Annotated in this window: 16 protein-coding genes; 11 read left to right on the top strand and 5 right to left on the bottom strand. The window is 69.5% G+C overall.

Going from position 1 to position 16546, the window contains the following annotated elements:
• Nucleotides 1-102 precede the first annotated feature (102 nt).
• A complete protein-coding gene (locus A4R44_RS12965) occupies nt 103-1320 on the bottom strand; it encodes an APC family permease (RefSeq protein WP_067579564.1) in 1218 nt (405 codons plus the stop codon).
• Nucleotides 1321-1395: 75 nt separating this feature from the next.
• Here A4R44_RS12965 and A4R44_RS12960 point away from each other — a divergent pair, with 75 nt between their 5' ends.
• From A4R44_RS12960 to A4R44_RS12910, 11 genes are all read left to right on the top strand, one after another.
• Entirely contained in the window at nt 1396-2172 is a 777-nt protein-coding gene (locus A4R44_RS12960; RefSeq protein ID WP_067579562.1) for a GntR family transcriptional regulator, read from the top strand.
• A 55-nt stretch (nt 2173-2227) separates the two neighbouring features.
• Entirely contained in the window at nt 2228-2608 is a 381-nt protein-coding gene (locus A4R44_RS12955; RefSeq protein ID WP_067579559.1) for a DoxX family protein, read from the top strand.
• Between the two features lie 105 nt (nt 2609-2713).
• Nucleotides 2714-3832 (top strand): TIGR03364 family FAD-dependent oxidoreductase, encoded by a 1119-nt coding sequence (locus A4R44_RS12950; RefSeq protein WP_067579558.1) that lies wholly within the window; start codon nt 2714-2716, stop codon nt 3830-3832.
• The gene (locus A4R44_RS12945; RefSeq protein ID WP_095213337.1) at nt 3826-4518 is read left to right on the top strand and encodes a phosphonatase-like hydrolase; all 693 of its coding nucleotides are present in this window, start codon (nt 3826-3828) and stop codon (nt 4516-4518) included. Before A4R44_RS12950 ends, A4R44_RS12945 begins: the two co-directional genes overlap by 7 nt.
• Nucleotides 4515-5549, top strand: a complete 1035-nt coding sequence (locus A4R44_RS12940) for a 2-aminoethylphosphonate ABC transporter substrate-binding protein (protein ID WP_067579557.1) — start codon at nt 4515-4517, stop codon at nt 5547-5549. Before A4R44_RS12945 ends, A4R44_RS12940 begins: the two co-directional genes overlap by 4 nt.
• 23 nt (nt 5550-5572) lie before the next feature.
• Nucleotides 5573-6613, top strand: a complete 1041-nt coding sequence (locus tag A4R44_RS12935) for an ABC transporter ATP-binding protein (RefSeq protein WP_232791584.1) — start codon at nt 5573-5575, stop codon at nt 6611-6613.
• Nucleotides 6610-7473, top strand: a complete 864-nt coding sequence (locus tag A4R44_RS12930) for a 2-aminoethylphosphonate ABC transporter permease subunit (RefSeq protein ID WP_067579552.1) — start codon at nt 6610-6612, stop codon at nt 7471-7473. The genes A4R44_RS12935 and A4R44_RS12930 overlap by 4 nt, the downstream gene beginning before the upstream one ends.
• On the top strand, nt 7451-8248 hold the full coding sequence (locus A4R44_RS12925; RefSeq protein ID WP_067579550.1) for an ABC transporter permease: 798 nt from the start codon (nt 7451-7453) through the stop codon (nt 8246-8248). The genes A4R44_RS12930 and A4R44_RS12925 overlap by 23 nt, the downstream gene beginning before the upstream one ends.
• Nucleotides 8249-8322: 74 nt before the next feature.
• Complete coding sequence (locus A4R44_RS12920) at nt 8323-8811, top strand: hypothetical protein (protein ID WP_093574425.1); 489 nt, start codon at nt 8323-8325, stop codon at nt 8809-8811.
• 44 nt (nt 8812-8855) lie between these two features.
• Nucleotides 8856-9356 carry a hypothetical protein gene (locus tag A4R44_RS12915; RefSeq protein WP_232791583.1) on the top strand — a complete coding sequence of 167 codons (501 nt, stop codon included), beginning with the start codon at nt 8856-8858 and terminating at the stop codon, nt 9354-9356.
• Between the two features lie 567 nt (nt 9357-9923).
• Complete coding sequence (locus A4R44_RS12910; protein WP_067579545.1) at nt 9924-10361, top strand: SRPBCC family protein; 438 nt, start codon at nt 9924-9926, stop codon at nt 10359-10361.
• An 18-nt stretch (nt 10362-10379) separates the two neighbouring features.
• Here the strand turns inward: A4R44_RS12910 and A4R44_RS12905 are convergent, their stop codons facing one another.
• From A4R44_RS12905 to A4R44_RS12890, 4 genes are all read right to left on the bottom strand, one after another.
• Entirely contained in the window at nt 10380-12041 is a 1662-nt protein-coding gene (locus A4R44_RS12905; RefSeq protein WP_067579542.1) for a fumarate hydratase, read from the bottom strand.
• Nucleotides 12042-13282: 1241 nt separating this feature from the next.
• Complete coding sequence (locus A4R44_RS12900) at nt 13283-14236, bottom strand: sigma-70 family RNA polymerase sigma factor (RefSeq protein ID WP_198545264.1); 954 nt, start codon at nt 14234-14236, stop codon at nt 13283-13285.
• 365 nt (nt 14237-14601) lie between these two features.
• Nucleotides 14602-15027: a D-aminoacyl-tRNA deacylase gene (gene dtd / locus A4R44_RS12895; protein WP_037810034.1), complete on the bottom strand. Its 426-nt coding sequence runs from the start codon at nt 15025-15027 to the stop codon at nt 14602-14604.
• Nucleotides 15024-16529: a class I SAM-dependent methyltransferase gene (locus tag A4R44_RS12890; RefSeq protein WP_338080461.1), complete on the bottom strand. Its 1506-nt coding sequence runs from the start codon at nt 16527-16529 to the stop codon at nt 15024-15026. The genes dtd and A4R44_RS12890 overlap by 4 nt, the downstream gene beginning before the upstream one ends.
• Nucleotides 16530-16546 lie beyond the last annotated feature (17 nt).

Below are 16546 nucleotides of genomic sequence, written 5' to 3'. Positions count from 1 at the left end.
GATGTGTGCTTATTGGAGTAACCGGGCGGAGGCGGAGCGAGGGGGACTTTCGCGCACCGCGCGCGGCGAGCAGGCCGGAATCCCCCGCCGGAAAGCGAAAACTCAGCGCACGACCCTTCGGCCGCGCACCAAGTACGCGACGACGCCCAGCCCCAGCGCCAAACACCCGCTGAGCACCGAGGCGACCGGCAAACTGAACGCCAGCACCGCACACCCCGCCAACCCGCCAGCCGCGACCACCTTCGGCGCGGCTCCTTCGTCCCTGCGCAGGGTCAACGCGGAAGCGTTCGCCACGGCGTAATAAGCCAGCACCGCGAAGGAAGAAAACCCAATCGCACCACGCAAATCCGTCGTCGTCGCCAGTACCGCGACCACCACGCCCACCGTCAGCTCGGCCCGGTGCGGCACCGAGAACCGAGGATGGACCGCGGCCAGGAACCGCGGCAGATGCCCGTCCCGCGCCATCGCGAGCGTCGTCCGCGAAACGCCCAGCACCAAGGCCAGCAAAGATCCCGAAGCGGCCACCACGGCACCGACCCGAACCACTGGCGACAGCCACGGCACGGCCGAAGCAAGCGGGTCCGAACTCGCGCCGACCCCCTCTGGCCCCAATGTCACCAGCAGCACCACCGCTACCACGGCGTACACCACGAGCGTCAGTCCCAAAGCGAGCGGAATGGCCCGCGGAATCGTGCGGGCCGGGTCGCGGACTTCCTCGCCCAGCGTGGCCAGCCGGGCGTAACCGGCGAAGGCGAAGAACAACAGTCCGGCGGCTTCGAGCACGCCACCGCCGTGAAATGGCGTCCACGGGGAAACGTGCGTGCCGGAGAACCCGGAAACCGCGACCAAGACGAGCACCACGAGCGTGAGACAAACGATCACCCGAGTAGCCAAAGCGGACCGGTGCACGCCGAGGTAATTCACGCCGGTGACCAAACCGATCACGCCCACCGCGAGCAGGCTCCGCCAAGGCTGGCCAAGCCCGGGTGCGGCGTAAGCGACGACGGTCAGCGTCATGGCCGCACAACTCGCCGTTTTACCGGCGACGAAACCCCAACCCGCTAGGTATCCCCAAAATTCACCCAGGCGAGCGCGTCCGTACACATAGGTGCCACCGGATTCCGGATACAGCGCGGCGAGCCGGGCGGAAGAAGCCGCGTTGCAGTAAGCGACTAACGCGGCCACGGCGAGCGCGGGCAGCAATCCCGAACCCGCGGCACGCGCGGCCGGGGCGAACGCGGCGAAAACGCCTGCGCCGATCATCGAACCGAGGCCGATGAATACGGCGTCGGCGAGGCCTAACCGGCGGGCCAAAGGCATTGCGGGATCCTCCCGTGGGGTCAGTTCGCGAGACAGCGAACCACGCGCCGCGCGTCTGGCATAGGCTCGGGTCTCGTGCCCACGTCTTCGCCGCTGTCCCGCCTGTCCGCCGACGGACCGGTCCGCGACGGCATCCCGGATCACGGCCGTGTGCCGCGCTACTACGCGGTCAAAGTCGAACTGCTGGCCGTCATCGCCGAATTGGGCGAAGGGAGCGCGCTGCCCACGGAACGCGAACTGTGCGAACGGTTCGAGGTATCCCGCGCGACGGTGCGGCAAGCAGTGGGCGAGCTGGTTCTCGAAGGCAGGCTCTCGCGACGGCAGGGGAGCGGCACGTACGTCGCCGCGCCGAAGCTGGTCCAGCCGCTCGCGCTCGTCAGCTACACCGAAGGCCTGCGCCGCCAAGGCATCCGGCCCGGCCGCACGCTCATCACGCTCGAACGCCGCGCCGCGGGCACCGGATTGGCCGCCGACCTGCGGATCGAACCGGCCGCCGAGGTGATCCACCTGGAACGCGTCCTGCTCGCCGACGACGAGCGCGTCGGCCTCGAATCGACCTTCCTCCGCGCCGACAAGTTCCCCGCGCTGCCGGAGGATTTCGACCCGGAGCAGTCGCTGTACGCGTACCTGCGCGACGAACTGGGCGTGGTCTTCGACGGGGCCGAGGAACGCGTGGAGACCGTGCTCGCGACACCCCGTGAGGCGCTGCTCATCGGCACGAACCCGGCGCTGCCGATGCTGCTGATGCACCGCGTGTCGTGGGGTCCGGACGGTGAGCCGTTCGAGCGGGTCCGGTCGCTGTACCGCGGGGACCGGCTAAGTTTCGTCACGCGACTGAGCCGCGTCGAGTAGCTGTCACATCCGGTGCGGCTGGTTCGTTCCCTCAGCATCGAACGGAGGGACCACCATGGAAATCGCACTGTGGACCGCCCAGGTGGCGCTGGCCTTGCTCTTCGCCCTGTCCGGCGCGGTGAAGTCGGCGATGTCGCGGGAGCGGCTGCTCAAGACGGGGCAAACCGGGGTGGCGGCGTATCCGATGCCGGTCGTGCGCTTCGCCGCGATCTGCGAACTCGTCGCGGTGCTCGGCCTGATCCTGCCCCGGCTGACCGGGATCGCCCCGGTGCTCACCGGGTGGGCGGCGGCCGGCCTGGCAGTGGTGATGGCCGGCGCGATGGCGGGGCACTGGCGGCTGGCGGTCACTGAGCGCCGCCCGGCGGAGTACCGCAACGTCGCGGCGAATGTCGTGATCCTGGCGGTTTGCGTGTTCGTCGCCGTCGGGCGGCTGTGAAGATAACGGAACAGTAACTCATCTGGTCCAATATTCGAGGCTGCTTCACCTGGCGTTCCCCGTGCCGACAGGCTCCGTTGAGCGTGGGCGGCGACTGTTGCGGCCGTGCGAATCCTCATCGTTGGCGGCGGCGTGCTCGGCACCCAGCACGCCTGGCAGGCCGTGGAACGCGGCCACGAAGTCCTCCAGCTCGAACGCGAGCCGGAGGCGCGCGGGGCGTCCGTCCGCAACTTCGGGCTGGTCTGGGTCGGCGGCCGCGCCGCCGGCCCGGAGCTGGAGACGGCGGTGCGCGCCCGGGAGCTGTGGGAGCGGATCGGCGAACGCGTGCCCGCGCTGGGTTTCCGGCCCAACGGCTCGCTGACGGTCGTCCGCACCGATGCCGAACTGGCCGTCGCGCAGGAGGTCGTCGCCGGACCGGAGGCGGCGGAGCGCGGCTTCAAACTCCTCGACACGAAGGAGGCTCGGGCGCTGAACCCCGCTCTGCGCGGCAACTTCACCGGTGCGTTGTGGTGCGAGCGGGACGCGGCGGTCGAACCGCGGACCGCGCAGCCTGCGCTCCGTGAAGCACTCGAAGCGAGCGCGCGTTACCGCTGGCTGCCGGGCCGCGAGGTGCGGAACCTGACGGAAAACGGCGTCGTGGACGATCACGGCGAGCGGCACGAAGGCGACGTCGTGGTGTTCTGCACCGGTGCGTGGCTCGGCGGGCTGGTCCGCGAGATCGCGGGCGAGATCCCGGTGCGGCGGGTCCGGTTGCAGATGGCGCAGACCGAACCGCTCGACGAACCGCTGCCCACCAGCGTCGCGGACGGCGACAGCTTCCGGTACTACCCGGCCTACCGCGGCGCCGCGCTCGACGCGATGAACGAAGGCCAGCCGCAGGGCGAAGCCGCCGCACGGAACGCGATGCAGCTGCTGATGGTGCAGCGTCGCGACGGCTCGCTCACCATCGGCGACACGCACGAGTATGCGCAGCCGTTTTCCTTCGACGTCACCGAAGATCCGTACGAACACCTCGCCGAAGTAGCGGGCGAGTTGCTCGGGCGGCCGCTGCCGGCGATTCGCCGCCGCTGGGCCGGCGTGTACGCGCAGGCAACCGACCAGGCCGCAGTGGTGCACCGGGAACGCCTGTCCGGCAACGCTTTCCTCGTCACCGGCCCTGGCGGCCGGGGAATGACCTGCTCGCCCGCAATCGCCGAAGACACCGCGAAGGAGCTGGACTGGTGACCACCGAACTCGTCGTGCTCGACATGGCCGGAACCACCGTCGCGGACGACGGACTGGTCGAACGCGCATTCACCGCCGCGATCGCCGCCGCCGGAGTGTCCGAAGAGGACGAACGATACGCCGGAATGCTCGACTACGTCCGGGAGACCATGGGCCAGTCGAAGATCACCGTGTTCCGTGCGCTGCTCGGCGACGAGGACCTCGCCCAGCGCGCGAACGCCGGATTCGAGGGCTCGTACGGACGGCTGGCCGAGGCCGGGGAGTGCAAGCCGATCCCCGGCGCCGAGGAAACCATCCGCGGCCTGCGCGAGCAGGGTGTCCGGGTCGCGTTCACCACCGGCTTCGCACCCACGACTCAGCGCGCGCTGCTGGACGCGCTCGGCTGGCACGACCTCGCCGACCTCGCGCTCGCTCCGGGCGACGGCGTGCGCGGCCGTCCCTACCCCGACCTTGTCCTCGCTGCGGCGCTGAAACTGCAGGTCACCGACGTCCGCACGATCGCGGTCGTCGGCGACACCCCCGCTGATGTCCGGACTGGCCTCGCCGCCGGCGCCGGAATCGTCGCCGGAGTGCTCACCGGCGCCAGCGACCGCGGCGAGCTGGAAGCCGCGCGCGCCACCCACGTTCTCGACTCCGTCTCCGCCCTCCCCGCCGTGCTCGATCTCGAAGGAGCCACCCAGTCATGAGAATCCGGAAAGCGGCCGTCGTCGCTCTCGTCGCTGCCCTCGCCGGCCTGCTGTCCGCGTGCGGCGGCACGGCGGGCGGCGCGTCCGGCGACCAGACCGTCACCGTGTACACCGCGGACGGGCTGGAAGACTGGTACAACGCCCGGTTCGCCGAGTTCAAGCAGCAGACCGGGATCACCGTCCAGGCCGTCACCGCCGGTTCGGCCGAGGTCGTTTCGCGCGTGGGCAAGGAAAAGGCCAACACCCAGGCCGATGTCCTCGTGACGCTTCCGCCGTTCGTCCAGCAGGCGGCGAAGGAAGGCCTGCTCGCGGCATCTGCGCCGAAGGGCGCCGACCAGGTTCCGGCCGCGCAGAAGGACCCGCGGGGCCGCTACTACGCGCTGATGAACAACTACCTCAGCTTCATCTGCAACCCGCAGCAGGCGAATCCCGCCCCGAAGACCTGGAACGACCTGCTCGACGCGAAGTATCGGGGCAAGCTCCAGTACTCGACGCCGGGCGAGGCGGGCGACGGCACCGCGGTGCTGCTGCAGGCCCAGCACGTGTTCGGCGACCAAGGCGCGCTCGAATACCTCGGCAAGCTGCAGGCGAACAACGTCGGGCCGTCGTCGTCCACCGGCAAGCTGCAGCCGAAGGTCGCGAAGGGCGAGATCCTCGTCGCGAACGGGGACCTGCAGATGAACCTCGCCGAGATCGACAAGAGCGGCGGGTTCTCGGTGTTCTTCCCAGCCGACGCGCAGGGCAAGCGGTCCACTTTCGCACTGCCGTACTTCGCCGGTCTGGTCGGCAACGCGCCGCACGCGGACAACGCGCGCAAGCTGCTCGATTTCCTGTTCTCGCCGGAAACCCAGGCGAAGGCCAGCGACGCGTACGGCATCCCGGCTCGTTCCGACGTCAAACCGCAGGGCGCGAAGGCGGAGAAGATCACCGCCGCGATGTCCGGAGTGGACATTTGGGTCCCGGACTGGAACTCGGTGCTCGGCCGCCTCGACGCCGACCTCGCCGCGTACCGGAAGGCCACCGGACAGTGACTCCGGCAGTAGAGTTCCGCGGCGTGTCCGTCCACTTCGGAGCGACGCAAGCGCTTGCCCCGCTGGACCTTTCGGTAGCGCGCGGTGAAACGCTCGCGCTGCTGGGACCGTCCGGATCCGGCAAGTCGACCGCACTCAAGGCGCTCGCCGGGTTCCTGCGGCCGAGCGCCGGACGGGTGCTGCTCGACGGCAAGGATGTCACCGACCTGCCGCCGCATCGGCGCGGTCTCGGTGTGGTCGTGCAGAGCTACGCGCTGTTCCCGCACCAGCGCGTCGCCGACAATGTCGCGTTTGGACTGAAGGCGCGGAAGATGCGCCGGGCGGACGTGACGAAACGTGTCGCCGAGGTGCTGGAACTGGTCGGGATGAGCGAGTACGCGCGTCGTTATCCCCGTGAGCTGTCCGGCGGGCAGCAGCAGCGGGTCGCGTTGGCGCGGGCGCTCGCTGTCCGGCCCAACGTGCTGCTGCTGGACGAGCCACTGTCGGCATTGGACGCCGCACTGCGCGAGGACATGGTCGCGGAATTGCTGCGGCTGCGGGCCGAATTGCCGGACACGACCCTGATCTACGTCACCCACGACCAGAGCGAAGCTCTCGCGCTCGCCGACCGGATCGCGGTGCTGCGCGCCTCCCGGCTGGTCGAACTCGGCCCGTGCGAACAGCTTTACCGCCGTCCGTCGATCGGGTTCACCGCGAGCTTCCTCGGCGCGGCGAACCTGATCCCGGTCGAACTGGTGCGCGCGGACGGGACCGTCGCGACGGTCCGGCTGGCCGGGCGTGAGCTGTCCGCCGAACCGTCCGGCACGCTCCAGCCGGAGCGGCCGGTGGCGCTCGGGGTGCGGCCGCACCGGATTTCGGTCGGCGAACCCGGGCCGGGCACCTTCCCGGCGCTGGTGCGCGGTGTGCAGTGGCGCGGTTCCGGATACCGGCTCGACCTGCGGCTTGCCGACGAGGTGTGCGACATCCGCGCCGAGGTGCCGGACAGCCCGGTGCTGCCCGCGGTCGGCGACCGCGTCGGGGTGTCCATTCCGGACGGTTGCCCGCTGGTGGAGGTGGAGGGATGACCGGCCTCGCGCTCGGTACTGCCGCGGTCGCCCCGGCGCGCCGAAGCACGCGGCCGCGCCGGTACCGGATCGGCTGGCTGCTCCCGCCCGCGATCGTGGTCGCCGGATTCTTCGGCTATCCGCTGGTGCTGGTGATCCTCCAGTCGTTCACCGCACAGGACGGCGGTTTCGGGCTTTCGGTGTGGACGCAAGTGCTGTCGTCGCCGGAATTCGGCCGCGCGGTGTGGCAGACGGTGTTGCTGGCCTTGGCCGCCACGGTCGGCTGCGTGCTGCTCGGCGGGTTTCTCGCACTGGTTGTCGCGTTCGTCCCGTTTCCCGGGGCGACGCTGCTGGCCCGGCTCGTGGACACGGTGCTGGCGTTCCCGTCGTTCCTGATCGCACTGGCCTTCACCTTCCTCTACGGCGGCGCGGGAGTCTTCGGTACCGCTGGGTTCCTCTACTCGCCGTGGGGTGTGCTGCTCGCCGAGATCACCTTCTACACGCCGTTCGTGATGCGACCCGCTCTTGCTGCGTTCAGCCAGGTTCCCTCGGCGCAGCTGGACGTGGCGGCGAGTCTCGGCGCGCGGCCGGGTCGGGTGCTGTGGCGCGTTGTGCTGCCGGAAGCGCTGCCGTCGCTCGCGTCCGGTGCGTGTCTGGTGCTGCTGTTGACGATGAACGAGTTCGGCATTGTGCTGTTCCTCGGCGCCAAGGGCGTCTCGACGTTGCCGATGCTGGTGTACGGCAAGGGAATCGTCACGTTCGACTTCCCGGCCGCGTCCGTGGTCGCGGTGGTGAACGTGGTGCTGTCGCTGGTGCTCTACGCGGTCTACCGGCGGGTGGTCGGGAGAGGAGGACGTCGTGCTGCTGTGGACGCGGCGTAGCCGGTTGCTGGTGTGGCTGGTGTTCGGCGTGGTTTTCCTCGGGGTGGTGGCCGCGCCGCTGGTGATGATCGTGCTGGCGTCGCTCGCCGGGAGCTGGACCGGCGTGCTGCCCAGCGGGCTCACCGGTGCGCATTATGCCGAGGCGCTGTCCGGCGAGACGTTCGCGAGCTTGTCGGTGAGCGTGCAGACCGGGGTGCTCACGTCGCTGGTCTCGGTGCTCATCGGAACCTGGGCCGCGCTGGCCGTCGACCACGCGCCGCCGCGGCTGCGCCGGATCGCGGATTCGCTGTTCCACCTGCCGATCGCGGTGCCGTCGGTGGTGCTGGGGCTGGCGTTGCTGGTGGCGTTCAGCCGTCCGCCGGTGGCGTTCAACGGCACGCGCTGGATCGTCCTGGCCGGACACTTGATGATCCTGCTGCCCTTCGCGTACAGCACGGTTTCGGCTGCGCTGCAACGCGTTGACCCGCTGCTCGCGCAGGCCGCGGCGAGTCTCGGCGCGCATCCGTTGCGAGTGTTGCTGCGAGTGCGGTTGCCGGTGCTGCTGCCCGCGATGTCGGCTTCGGCCGGTTTGGCGCTGGCGATGTCGATGGGCGAACTGGGCGCGACGATGATGCTGTACCCGCCGGACTGGCGGACGCTTCCGGCGACCATTTTCTCCCTCACTGACCGGGGACAGGTGTTTCTCGCGTCGGCGAGCACGGTGCTGTTGCTGGTGGTGACGCTGGCCGGGGTGGTGCTGCTGGGGCTGGTGCGGGGGAAGGCTTCGGCCCGGTGAAATAGTTTCCCGCCCGGATGCAACCTTCCGGGCCGCGAGTCCGTCCGCGATGCATGCGGACTACAGGGAAAATCGTGGGAGCGAGCGCGCTGCTGCTGACGGTCGCGGCGTGCGGGGGCAACGGAACCGTGGCTGCGCCGGTTTCCTCGGGGCCGCCTTCGGGCTCGGTGCCGGTGTCCTCGCCGCCGCCTTCTTCGCCGCCGGTCTCGCCGCCGCCGGTTTCAGCGCCGCCGAAGAGCCGTCCGACGCAGGGCGTGCCGCCGGGGGACACTGCGCCCGCGGCCGGGCAGATCAACGCTTCGGCCCTTCCGGCTGGATATCCGCACGACGTCACGCTCGCGGAGGGCGGCTCGGTCGTGGTGATCCAGGCCGAGGAAGGCGGGTGCGACAAGCTCAGCGCGAAGGCGGGGGAGCAGACGGCGACTCAGGTTGCCGTGCTGGTGACGATCACCAAGGCGCCGCACGGGCAGATGTGCCCGATGCATGTGCGGGAGATTTCCTTGCCGGTGCGGCTCGCCGCGCCACTGGGCGGGCGCGAATTGGTGCTGAAGCCCGGTCCGTGAAGATCGGATGCAACCCGCCGGGACGGTCGGTCCGTCCAGGAGTCATGAGGTACTCGACGAAGCTGATCGGAACGACACGACTGGCAGGCGCGGCACTGGTGCTCACGATGGCGGCCGCGTGCGGCAGTCCGACGAGCATGGCGAACGCACCAGCGTCCGGGACCGAGACTGCGCCGCCGAGCGGCAGCGCCTCGCCCTCGGTGCCGTCGCCGGGCAAACCCCAGTTCAACCCGCCGCAAGGGGCGGCTCGGGTTCCGGACAACCGGGTGGACGGGGCCGCGCTGCCCAAGACGTTCCCCAAGGAGGTTTATTCGGACAGCGGAGGGAAGGTGCTCGTGGTGCGGGCTGAGGAAGGGGGGTGCGGGCATGCGCTCGGCGCGGCTGTTGAGCAGACGGCCCAGCGGGTCGTGGTGGATTTGAGCGAGACCAAGGCGCAGACCGGGCAAATGTGCACTATGGATTTGCGGCATCCGGTGATTTCGGTGCCGTTGGGGGCGCCGTTGGGCGAGAGGACTGTGGTTTTGAAGCAGTCTCCGCCTCGGTGATGTTCCCTTGGTGACGGTGGGGTCGGACGGCTTCGTCGGGGGGTCGTCCGGCTCGTCGCCTGGCGGCGACATTGCGGGTTGAGTGGTTGTGTGGGCACCCCGAAAGGTGAGTGTGACTACGGCGCGGGGGTGCTTGTCCAGGCGGGAAAGATGCCTGGACAAGCACCCCCGCGCCGTGTTTGTGGCTTCGTATCGGGGTGGGGGGAGTGCGGCTGCCTGGGTGGGCGGGTGCGTTGGCTGCGGTGTGGGGGCGGGTGCGCGCGGCTGGGGTGGGTGGTTGCGGTGGGGTTCGCGGGTGGCGGTGTAGTGCTGCGATGTGGCGTTGGGTGCATGCGGCGCACCGAATGCCGCATCGCGGCGGTGGGCGGGGTGGCTCCTTGAGGAATCTGAGTCCGTGAAGGGGCCCTTCACGGGCGTGGGAGGCGAGTGAGGGGAACCCTGCGGGAATCAGATTCCCGCAGGGTTCCCCTCACGGACTTCCTGGCGGGGGAGTCCACAGTGGACTTGCGGGGGTTGTCGAGGGGTGCGTCGATGGCCGTGCGAGCTGTGCGGCCCTAGGGTTGCGGTATGGGAACTCGCCAGGTTTCGCGCAGTGCTCTCGTCGCCGCGCCGCCGGAACGGATTTTCGCGTTGCTGGCCGATCCGGCGCAGCATCCGCTCATTGACGGGTCGGGCACGGTGCGGGCCAGTCGCGGATCGGCGCCGGCGCGGTTGTCGTTGGGGGCGCGGTTCGGCATGGAGATGCGGATGGGCGCGCCGTACCGGATTCAGAACACCGTGGTCGAGTTCGAGGAGAATCGGCTGATCGCCTGGCGGCACTTCTCCGGGCATCGGTGGCGCTGGCTGCTTGAGCCGACGGAGGACGGACGGACCGAAGTCACCGAGACCTTTGACTGGTCGACTGCTCGGTCGCCGCTGGCGATTCGGTTGCTCGGTTTTCCGAAGCGCAACGCCGAGGCCATCGAGAAGACTCTCGCCCGGTTGGGCGGGATGTTTCCCGGATGACCTCGGCGTCGCCGGGGGTCAGCGGAAGCTGATCTGCAGGACCGGTTCGCTGGTTTCGGAGAAGAAGTCGTTGCCCTTGTCGTCGATGACGATGAACGCGGGGAACTCTTCGACCTCGATTTTCCAGACTGCTTCCATGCCGAGTTCGGCGTACTCGAGCACGTCGACCTTCTTGATGCAGTCCTTCGCCAGCCGTGCGGCCGGGCCGCCGATCGAGCCCAGGTAGAAGCCGCCGTGTTGCTCGCAGGCGGCGGTGACCTGCTTCGAGCGGTTGCCCTTCGCCAGCATGACCAGCGAACCGCCCGCTGCCTGGAACTGGGCGACGTAGGAGTCCATCCGGCCCGCGGTCGTCGGGCCGAACGAGCCGGACGCGTAGCCGTCGGGGGTCTTCGCCGGGCCCGCGTAGTAGACCGGGTGGTCGCGGAGATACTGCGGCATCTCCTCGCCCGCGTCGAGGCGTTCGGCGATCTTGGCGTGGGCGATGTCGCGCGCCACGACCAGCGGGCCGGTCAGCGACAGGCGCGTCTTCACCGGCAGTTGCGCCAGCTGTGCGCGGATCCGGTCCATCGGCTGGTTCAGATCGACCGACACGACCTCGTCGGACAGGTCTTCCTCGGTGACGTCCGGCAGGAAGCGGGCCGGGTCGCGTTCGAGTTGTTCGATGAACACGCCCTCGCTGGTGATCTTCGCCTTCGCCTGGCGGTCGGCCGAGCAGGACACCGCGACGCCGACCGGGCAGCTCGCGCCGTGCCGGGGCAGGCGGATCACCCGGACGTCGTGGCAGAAGTACTTGCCGCCGAACTGCGCGCCGATGCCGAACTGGCGCGTCATCTCCAGCACCTGCTGCTCGAGGTCGCGGTCGCGGAACGCGTGGCCCAGCTCGGAACCCTCGGCGGGCAGGTTGTCCAGGTAGCGCGCGGAGGCCAGCTTCGCGACCTTGAGGTTGAACTCGGCCGACATGCCGCCGACCACGATCGCCAGGTGGTAGGGCGGGCACGCGGCGGTGCCCAGGCCGCGCAGCTTCTCGTCCAGGAACCGGGCGAGCCGCTTCGGGTTCAGGACTGCCTTGGTTTCCTGGTACAGGAACGTTTTGTTCGCGCTGCCACCGCCCTTGGCCATGAACAGGAACTCGTAGGACGGATCCGTCGCTTCCGTGTCTTTGTGGTACAGCTCGACCTGCGCGGGCAGGTTCGTGCCGGTGTTGCGCTCTTCCCAGAAGTTGATCGGGGCCATCTGCGAGTAACGCAGGTTCAACTGCTGGTAAGCGTCGAAAATGCCCTGCGACAGCGCGCGCTCGTCGTCGCCGCCGGACAGCACGCCCTCGGTGCGCTTGCCGATGACGATCGCGGTGCCGGTGTCCTGGCACATCGGCAGCACGCCGCCTGCCGAGATGGCCGCGTTGCGGAGCAGGTCCATCGCGACGAACCGGTCGTTGCCGCTGGCTTCGGGGTCGTCGACGATCGCGCGCAGCTGCTGCAAGTGCGACGTGCGCAACAGGTGCTGGATGTCGGTGATCGCCGTGCGCGCGAGCGTCGTCAGCGCCTCCGGATCGACCTTCAGAAACTTCCGCCCGGCGGCTTCGACGGTCTCGACGCCGTCGGCGGTGACCAGCCGGTATTCGGTGGTGGTGTCCTTGCCGAGCGGCAGGACTTCGGTGTGCTGGAACGTGGTGGGCGGCACAGCGAGGCTCCTTTGCCCTGATCGGGATTGGCTCACGGTACTCAGCGCGTTCCGCCCGGTCGCACGGGCGCGGGGACGCTGTGGGATAGCGCACTCCGCGGGTTTTCGGGCAGGCATAGTCGGGAGGCCGGGCCCACCCCGACGGACCCGACCTCCCGGGGAAAGCGGACCGGATGCGCACACATCCGCCCCGCGTGACTAACGGGACCCCCGCCGGCGCGTTGACCGGACGCCGCACAGCGGAGGTCGTGAACGCTTGCTACCCACTGCCCAGAACGGCCAAACGCGAATTCCACGATCGGGTGCGCGGAGTGGTGACGGGATTGCGGTGAGTGTCAGTCAAAATGGGATAAAGGGGATAAATCACGGCACAGTGGGAGGACTGTGCGTTCGGAAGGGGCTGAAGTGGCTCATGGGGCTCAAGGGGCTGGTGAGGCTGGTGGTGTTGATGGGGTGATTTGTCGGCAATTCGACTCGGCCGTTTGCGGGGCGGGAGACGGCGGAAATCGGGGGCTGGCCGCGGCGACACTCCCGGTTCGAAAACCGATCGACCCCGCAGTCTTCAGGGCGGGAGGCGGCGGAGGCCGGGGCTAGCCAGGACGCACCCCGCGGTTCGGGGGCCGATCGACGCTGCAGTCGGGGCGGCGGACTGGGGAGGTCGGGGCTGGCCGCGATGAGGCTCCCGGTTCGAGAGTCGAACGACGCTGCTGTTGGGAAGGTCGGGGCTGGCCGCGATGAGGCTCCCGGTTCGAGAGTCGAACAATGCCGCAGTCGGGGGCGGCGGACTGGGGAGGTCGGGGCTGGCTGCGATGAGACTCCCGGTTCGAGAGCCGATCGACGCTGCCGTTGGGGCGGCAGACGGCGAAATCCGGGCCGGATACGACGAAACCCGCGGTTCGAAACGACGCCGCCGTCACCGGGGCGGCGGACGGGGGAAATCCGGGGCCGGGCACGACAAAACCCCCGGTCCGAAAGCCGAACCGGGGGTTCTGCGCAACCAGCGGCGCGAACCGCTGCCCACCGAAACAATCTTTGGCCGAGGGTCTCCGTCCCGCCTGACCGGGCCCCACCCGGTGCCTGCGGAAAACCCTGGCCTGCCTGTCCGCGTGCTTGCCGCGACCCGCTCACCGGACCCCACGCCCGGTCAGTCCGCGCACCAGCCCGAATCAGCCCGCTGACCGGCTTCTCCGCCCTCCCCGGAAACCCGGGCCCCGAACCCCGGCCCCGGAGAGGGAAGAAACTCAGCTGGCGTAGGCCCGCAGCCGGTCGGCCCGCTCGCCCTGGCGCAGCTTCGCCATGACCTCGCGCTCGATCTGCCGCACGCGCTCGCGCGACAGGCCGAAGTGCTTGCCGATCTGGTCGAGCGTGCGCGGCTGGCCGTCGTCGAGGCCGTAGCGCAGCCGGATGACGTGCTGTTCGCGGTCGTCCAGCGTCGCGAGGACCCGGCGAAGGTCGTCCTGCAGCAGGCCGGAGATCACGGCGCTCTCCGCGTCGGTCGCCTCCGAGTCCTCGATGAAGTCGCCCAGCGGGGCGTCCTCCTCGGTGCCCACCGGCATGTCGAGGCTCACCGGGTCGCGCGACTGGTCGAGCAGGTCCGAGATCTTGTGCACCGGAATGCCCGATTCGGAGCTCAGTTCCTCGTGCGTCGCGTCGCGGCCCAGCTGCTGGTGCAGGTCGCGGCGGATCCGGGCCAGCTTGTTCACCTGCTCGACCAGGTGCACCGGCAGCCGGATCGTGCGGCCCTGGTCCGCCATGCCGCGGGTGATGGCCTGGCGGATCCACCACGTGGCGTACGTGGAGAACTTGAACCCCTTGGAGTAGTCGAACTTCTCCACCGCGCGGATCAGGCCCAGGTTCCCCTCCTGGATCAGGTCGAGCAGCGGCATGCCCCGTCCGGTGTAGCGCTTCGCGAGCGACACCACGAGCCGGAGGTTGGCCTCCAGCAGGTGGTTCTTCGCGACGTGGCCGTCGCGGATCAGCGCGCGCAGCTCCTTGCGGCGCTGCGGCGTGAGGTTCTCGACGGTGTCGAGCATGTGCTGGGCGAAGACCCCGGCTTCGATCCGCTTCGCCAGCTCGACCTCGTCGGCCGCGGTGAGCAGCGCGGTCTTGCCGATGCCGTTCAGGTACACGCGCACCAGGTCGGCGGCGGGGCTCTGGGCGTCGAGGTCGGCGTCGGTGAGCGCCCCCACGCTCACCCGCTNTCACCCGCTCCTCGGTCTGCTGTGCTGGAATCCCGCGCTCGCGAATCCCGCGCGCTTCGCGTTCGAGAGTCTGGACTGACATTCTGCCTCCCCGGTCACGGGCTGAACGTGTCTCGCCGGCGCCTGCGGGACGGGGCCTGTGGAATCCCGTGTCCGCGGGCCCAGCCGGCTTGGCTGGACACTGGTCTCAACGCCCCGGGAAGCTGAAACGTTCCCGGCTCGCTGAAATGAGGACGGGCGTACCCGCCTCGCGGTTGCTCCACCAAAACTGAGGTTTTGCTGAGAACCGCTGCGCTCCGGGAAATGCGCTCTCATCGCGCTCGGTGCCTTCGATGTTACGCGGCCTTTTCCACTGTGGTCTAGACCTCAACGAGAACGGTGAACGGGCCGTCGTTCACGCTCTCCACGGCCATCTCCGCGCCGAACCGTCCGGTCGAGACGGTCGCGCCGCGGCCCCGCAGTTCCGCGACCACGGCGTCCACCAGGGGTTCGGCGATTTCCGGCCGGGCGGCGGCGGTCCACGACGGGCGACGGCCCTTGCGAGTGTCGCCGTAAAGCGTGAACTGCGACACCACGAGCAGCGGTGCGCCGGTCGTCGCACACGATTCCTCGTCGCGCAGCAACCGGAGTTCGTGCAGTTTGCGGGCCATCGTTTCGGCTTTCCCGGGATCGTCGTCACGGTGCACGCCCAGCAGCACGAGCAGCCCGGGTTCCTTGATCTCTCCGGCGATTTCCCCCGCGACGGTCACGCTCGCGCGGGTGACCCGCGCCGCCACCGCCCTCACTGCGGCGAACCCGGCACGAGCATGCCGTGCCGCACGAGTTCGCGGACGATCGCCAAAGCGGCGGCGGTCAGTTCGTGGGAATCGAGACCCTGCGCGGCGGACAGCAGGTCCAGCAGATCCGACAGCGGCAGCGCGCCGCGGCAACCCGCGAGAAGGCGCGTGGTGAGTTCGTCGACCTCGTGCTGCCAACCGGGTCCATCGGTGCGGTGCAACCGCCGCACGGTTGTTTCCCAGCCTTCGTCGCCGGGAGAGTCGACGCGTTCGAGCAGCACTGTGTCGGGTACCCGAAACGCTACGTCCAACACGTTGTCGCCGTGCGTACGCAGCCACTCAACGCGGTCGAGCCAGTTCGCTGCTTCGGGACCCAGCGGGTCGTCGTAAGCCTGTCGCAGGTCTTCGCAAACAACAGTCGGCGTCTGACCGTTCGCGCGCCGCAGCGTCACGAAGCCGAATCCGATGCCCTGTACGTCGTTTTCGGTGAACCAGTCGAGCCACGCGGCGGCCTTAGCGCGGCCTTCGGGCGAGCGCGGGTCGATGCCTTCGTCGCGAAGCCAGGTGCCGACGTACAGCCCTGGGTCGGCGACGTCGCGCTGTACGAACCAGGCGTCGGTCTCAGGCGGCAGCCAGCGCGCGACGCGGTCGCCCCAGTCTTCGCCGCGACGGTGCAGCCACGACGCGAGGAGCTGACCTGTGCCGCCGTCGTTGAGGAAGCTCGGCAGTTGACGGACAACCAATGCGCTCGCATCGTCGCCGGCCAAGCCGGAGTCACGGTAGGTGTAGTCGACGCGCGGCGGACCGACCACGAATGGCGGATTGCACACGATCTGGTCGAAGCGGCGGCGCGCGACCGGCGCGAACCATTCGCCGCGCAGCAGCTCGACCTCCAGTTCATTCAGCCGGAACGTGCCCGCGGCCAGTGCGAGCGCGCGGGCAGACACGTCGGTCGCGGTGACGCGCTGCGCGTGCCGGGTCGCGTGCAGCGCCTGGACGCCGTTGCCGGTGCCCAGGTCGAGCAGGGTGCCGACGGGGCGGCGGCTGGTCGCGCGGATCAGGCTCAGCGACGCGTGCCCGACGCCGAGCACGTGGTCCTCGGGCACGACGTGGCCGAGCATGTCGGCGTCGAGGTCGGACACGACCCACCACGAACCGTCCTCGTCGCCGTGCGGGCGGATGTCGAGCGCGGCGCGGAACTCGTCTCCGACGGTCCGCAGGATGCCCGCGGCCACCGCGTCGTCCGCGCTGAGCGGCGCGAACGCCGACGAGACGGTCTTCTCCGGCTCGGCGAGACCGAGCAGGAACAGCCGGATGAAGACACCGAGGTCGCCGGCGTCGAGGCTCGCGCGGCGGGCGGGTTCGGGCTCGCCGCGGCCGAGCGCCGCGTGCGCTGCGCCGCCGAGCGCGTCGACGACGCCGTCAGCGTCGTAGCCGGTGCGTCGGAACGCTTCGCGCAGCCGCGCGCAGACGTCGTCGGAAAGGTCAGGGAGAGGCGTGTTCGTGCTCACGGTGGGTAAGCCTGCCA

It is taken from the genome of Amycolatopsis sp. M39 (assembly GCF_001651785.1).
GTDB lineage: Bacteria > Actinomycetota > Actinomycetes > Mycobacteriales > Pseudonocardiaceae > Amycolatopsis > Amycolatopsis rubida.
The sequence above is the reverse complement of the archived record's forward strand: the minus strand, read 5'-3'. Positions and strand labels throughout refer to the sequence as shown.

Bases quoted from the DNA above. Each gene is read 5' to 3' on its own strand.
- A4R44_RS12965 (WP_067579564.1), bottom strand. From the start codon at position 1,320: ATGCCTTTGGCCCGCCGGTTAGGCCTCGCCGACGCCGTATTCATCGGC.
- A4R44_RS12955 (WP_067579559.1), top strand. From the start codon at position 2,228: ATGGAAATCGCACTGTGGACCGCCCAGGTGGCGCTGGCCTTGCTCTTC.
- A4R44_RS12940 (WP_067579557.1), top strand. From the start codon at position 4,515: ATGAGAATCCGGAAAGCGGCCGTCGTCGCTCTCGTCGCTGCCCTCGCC.
- A4R44_RS12930 (WP_067579552.1), top strand. From the start codon at position 6,610: ATGACCGGCCTCGCGCTCGGTACTGCCGCGGTCGCCCCGGCGCGCCGA.
- A4R44_RS12915 (WP_232791583.1), top strand. From the start codon at position 8,856: ATGAGGTACTCGACGAAGCTGATCGGAACGACACGACTGGCAGGCGCG.
- A4R44_RS12910 (WP_067579545.1), top strand. From the start codon at position 9,924: ATGGGAACTCGCCAGGTTTCGCGCAGTGCTCTCGTCGCCGCGCCGCCG.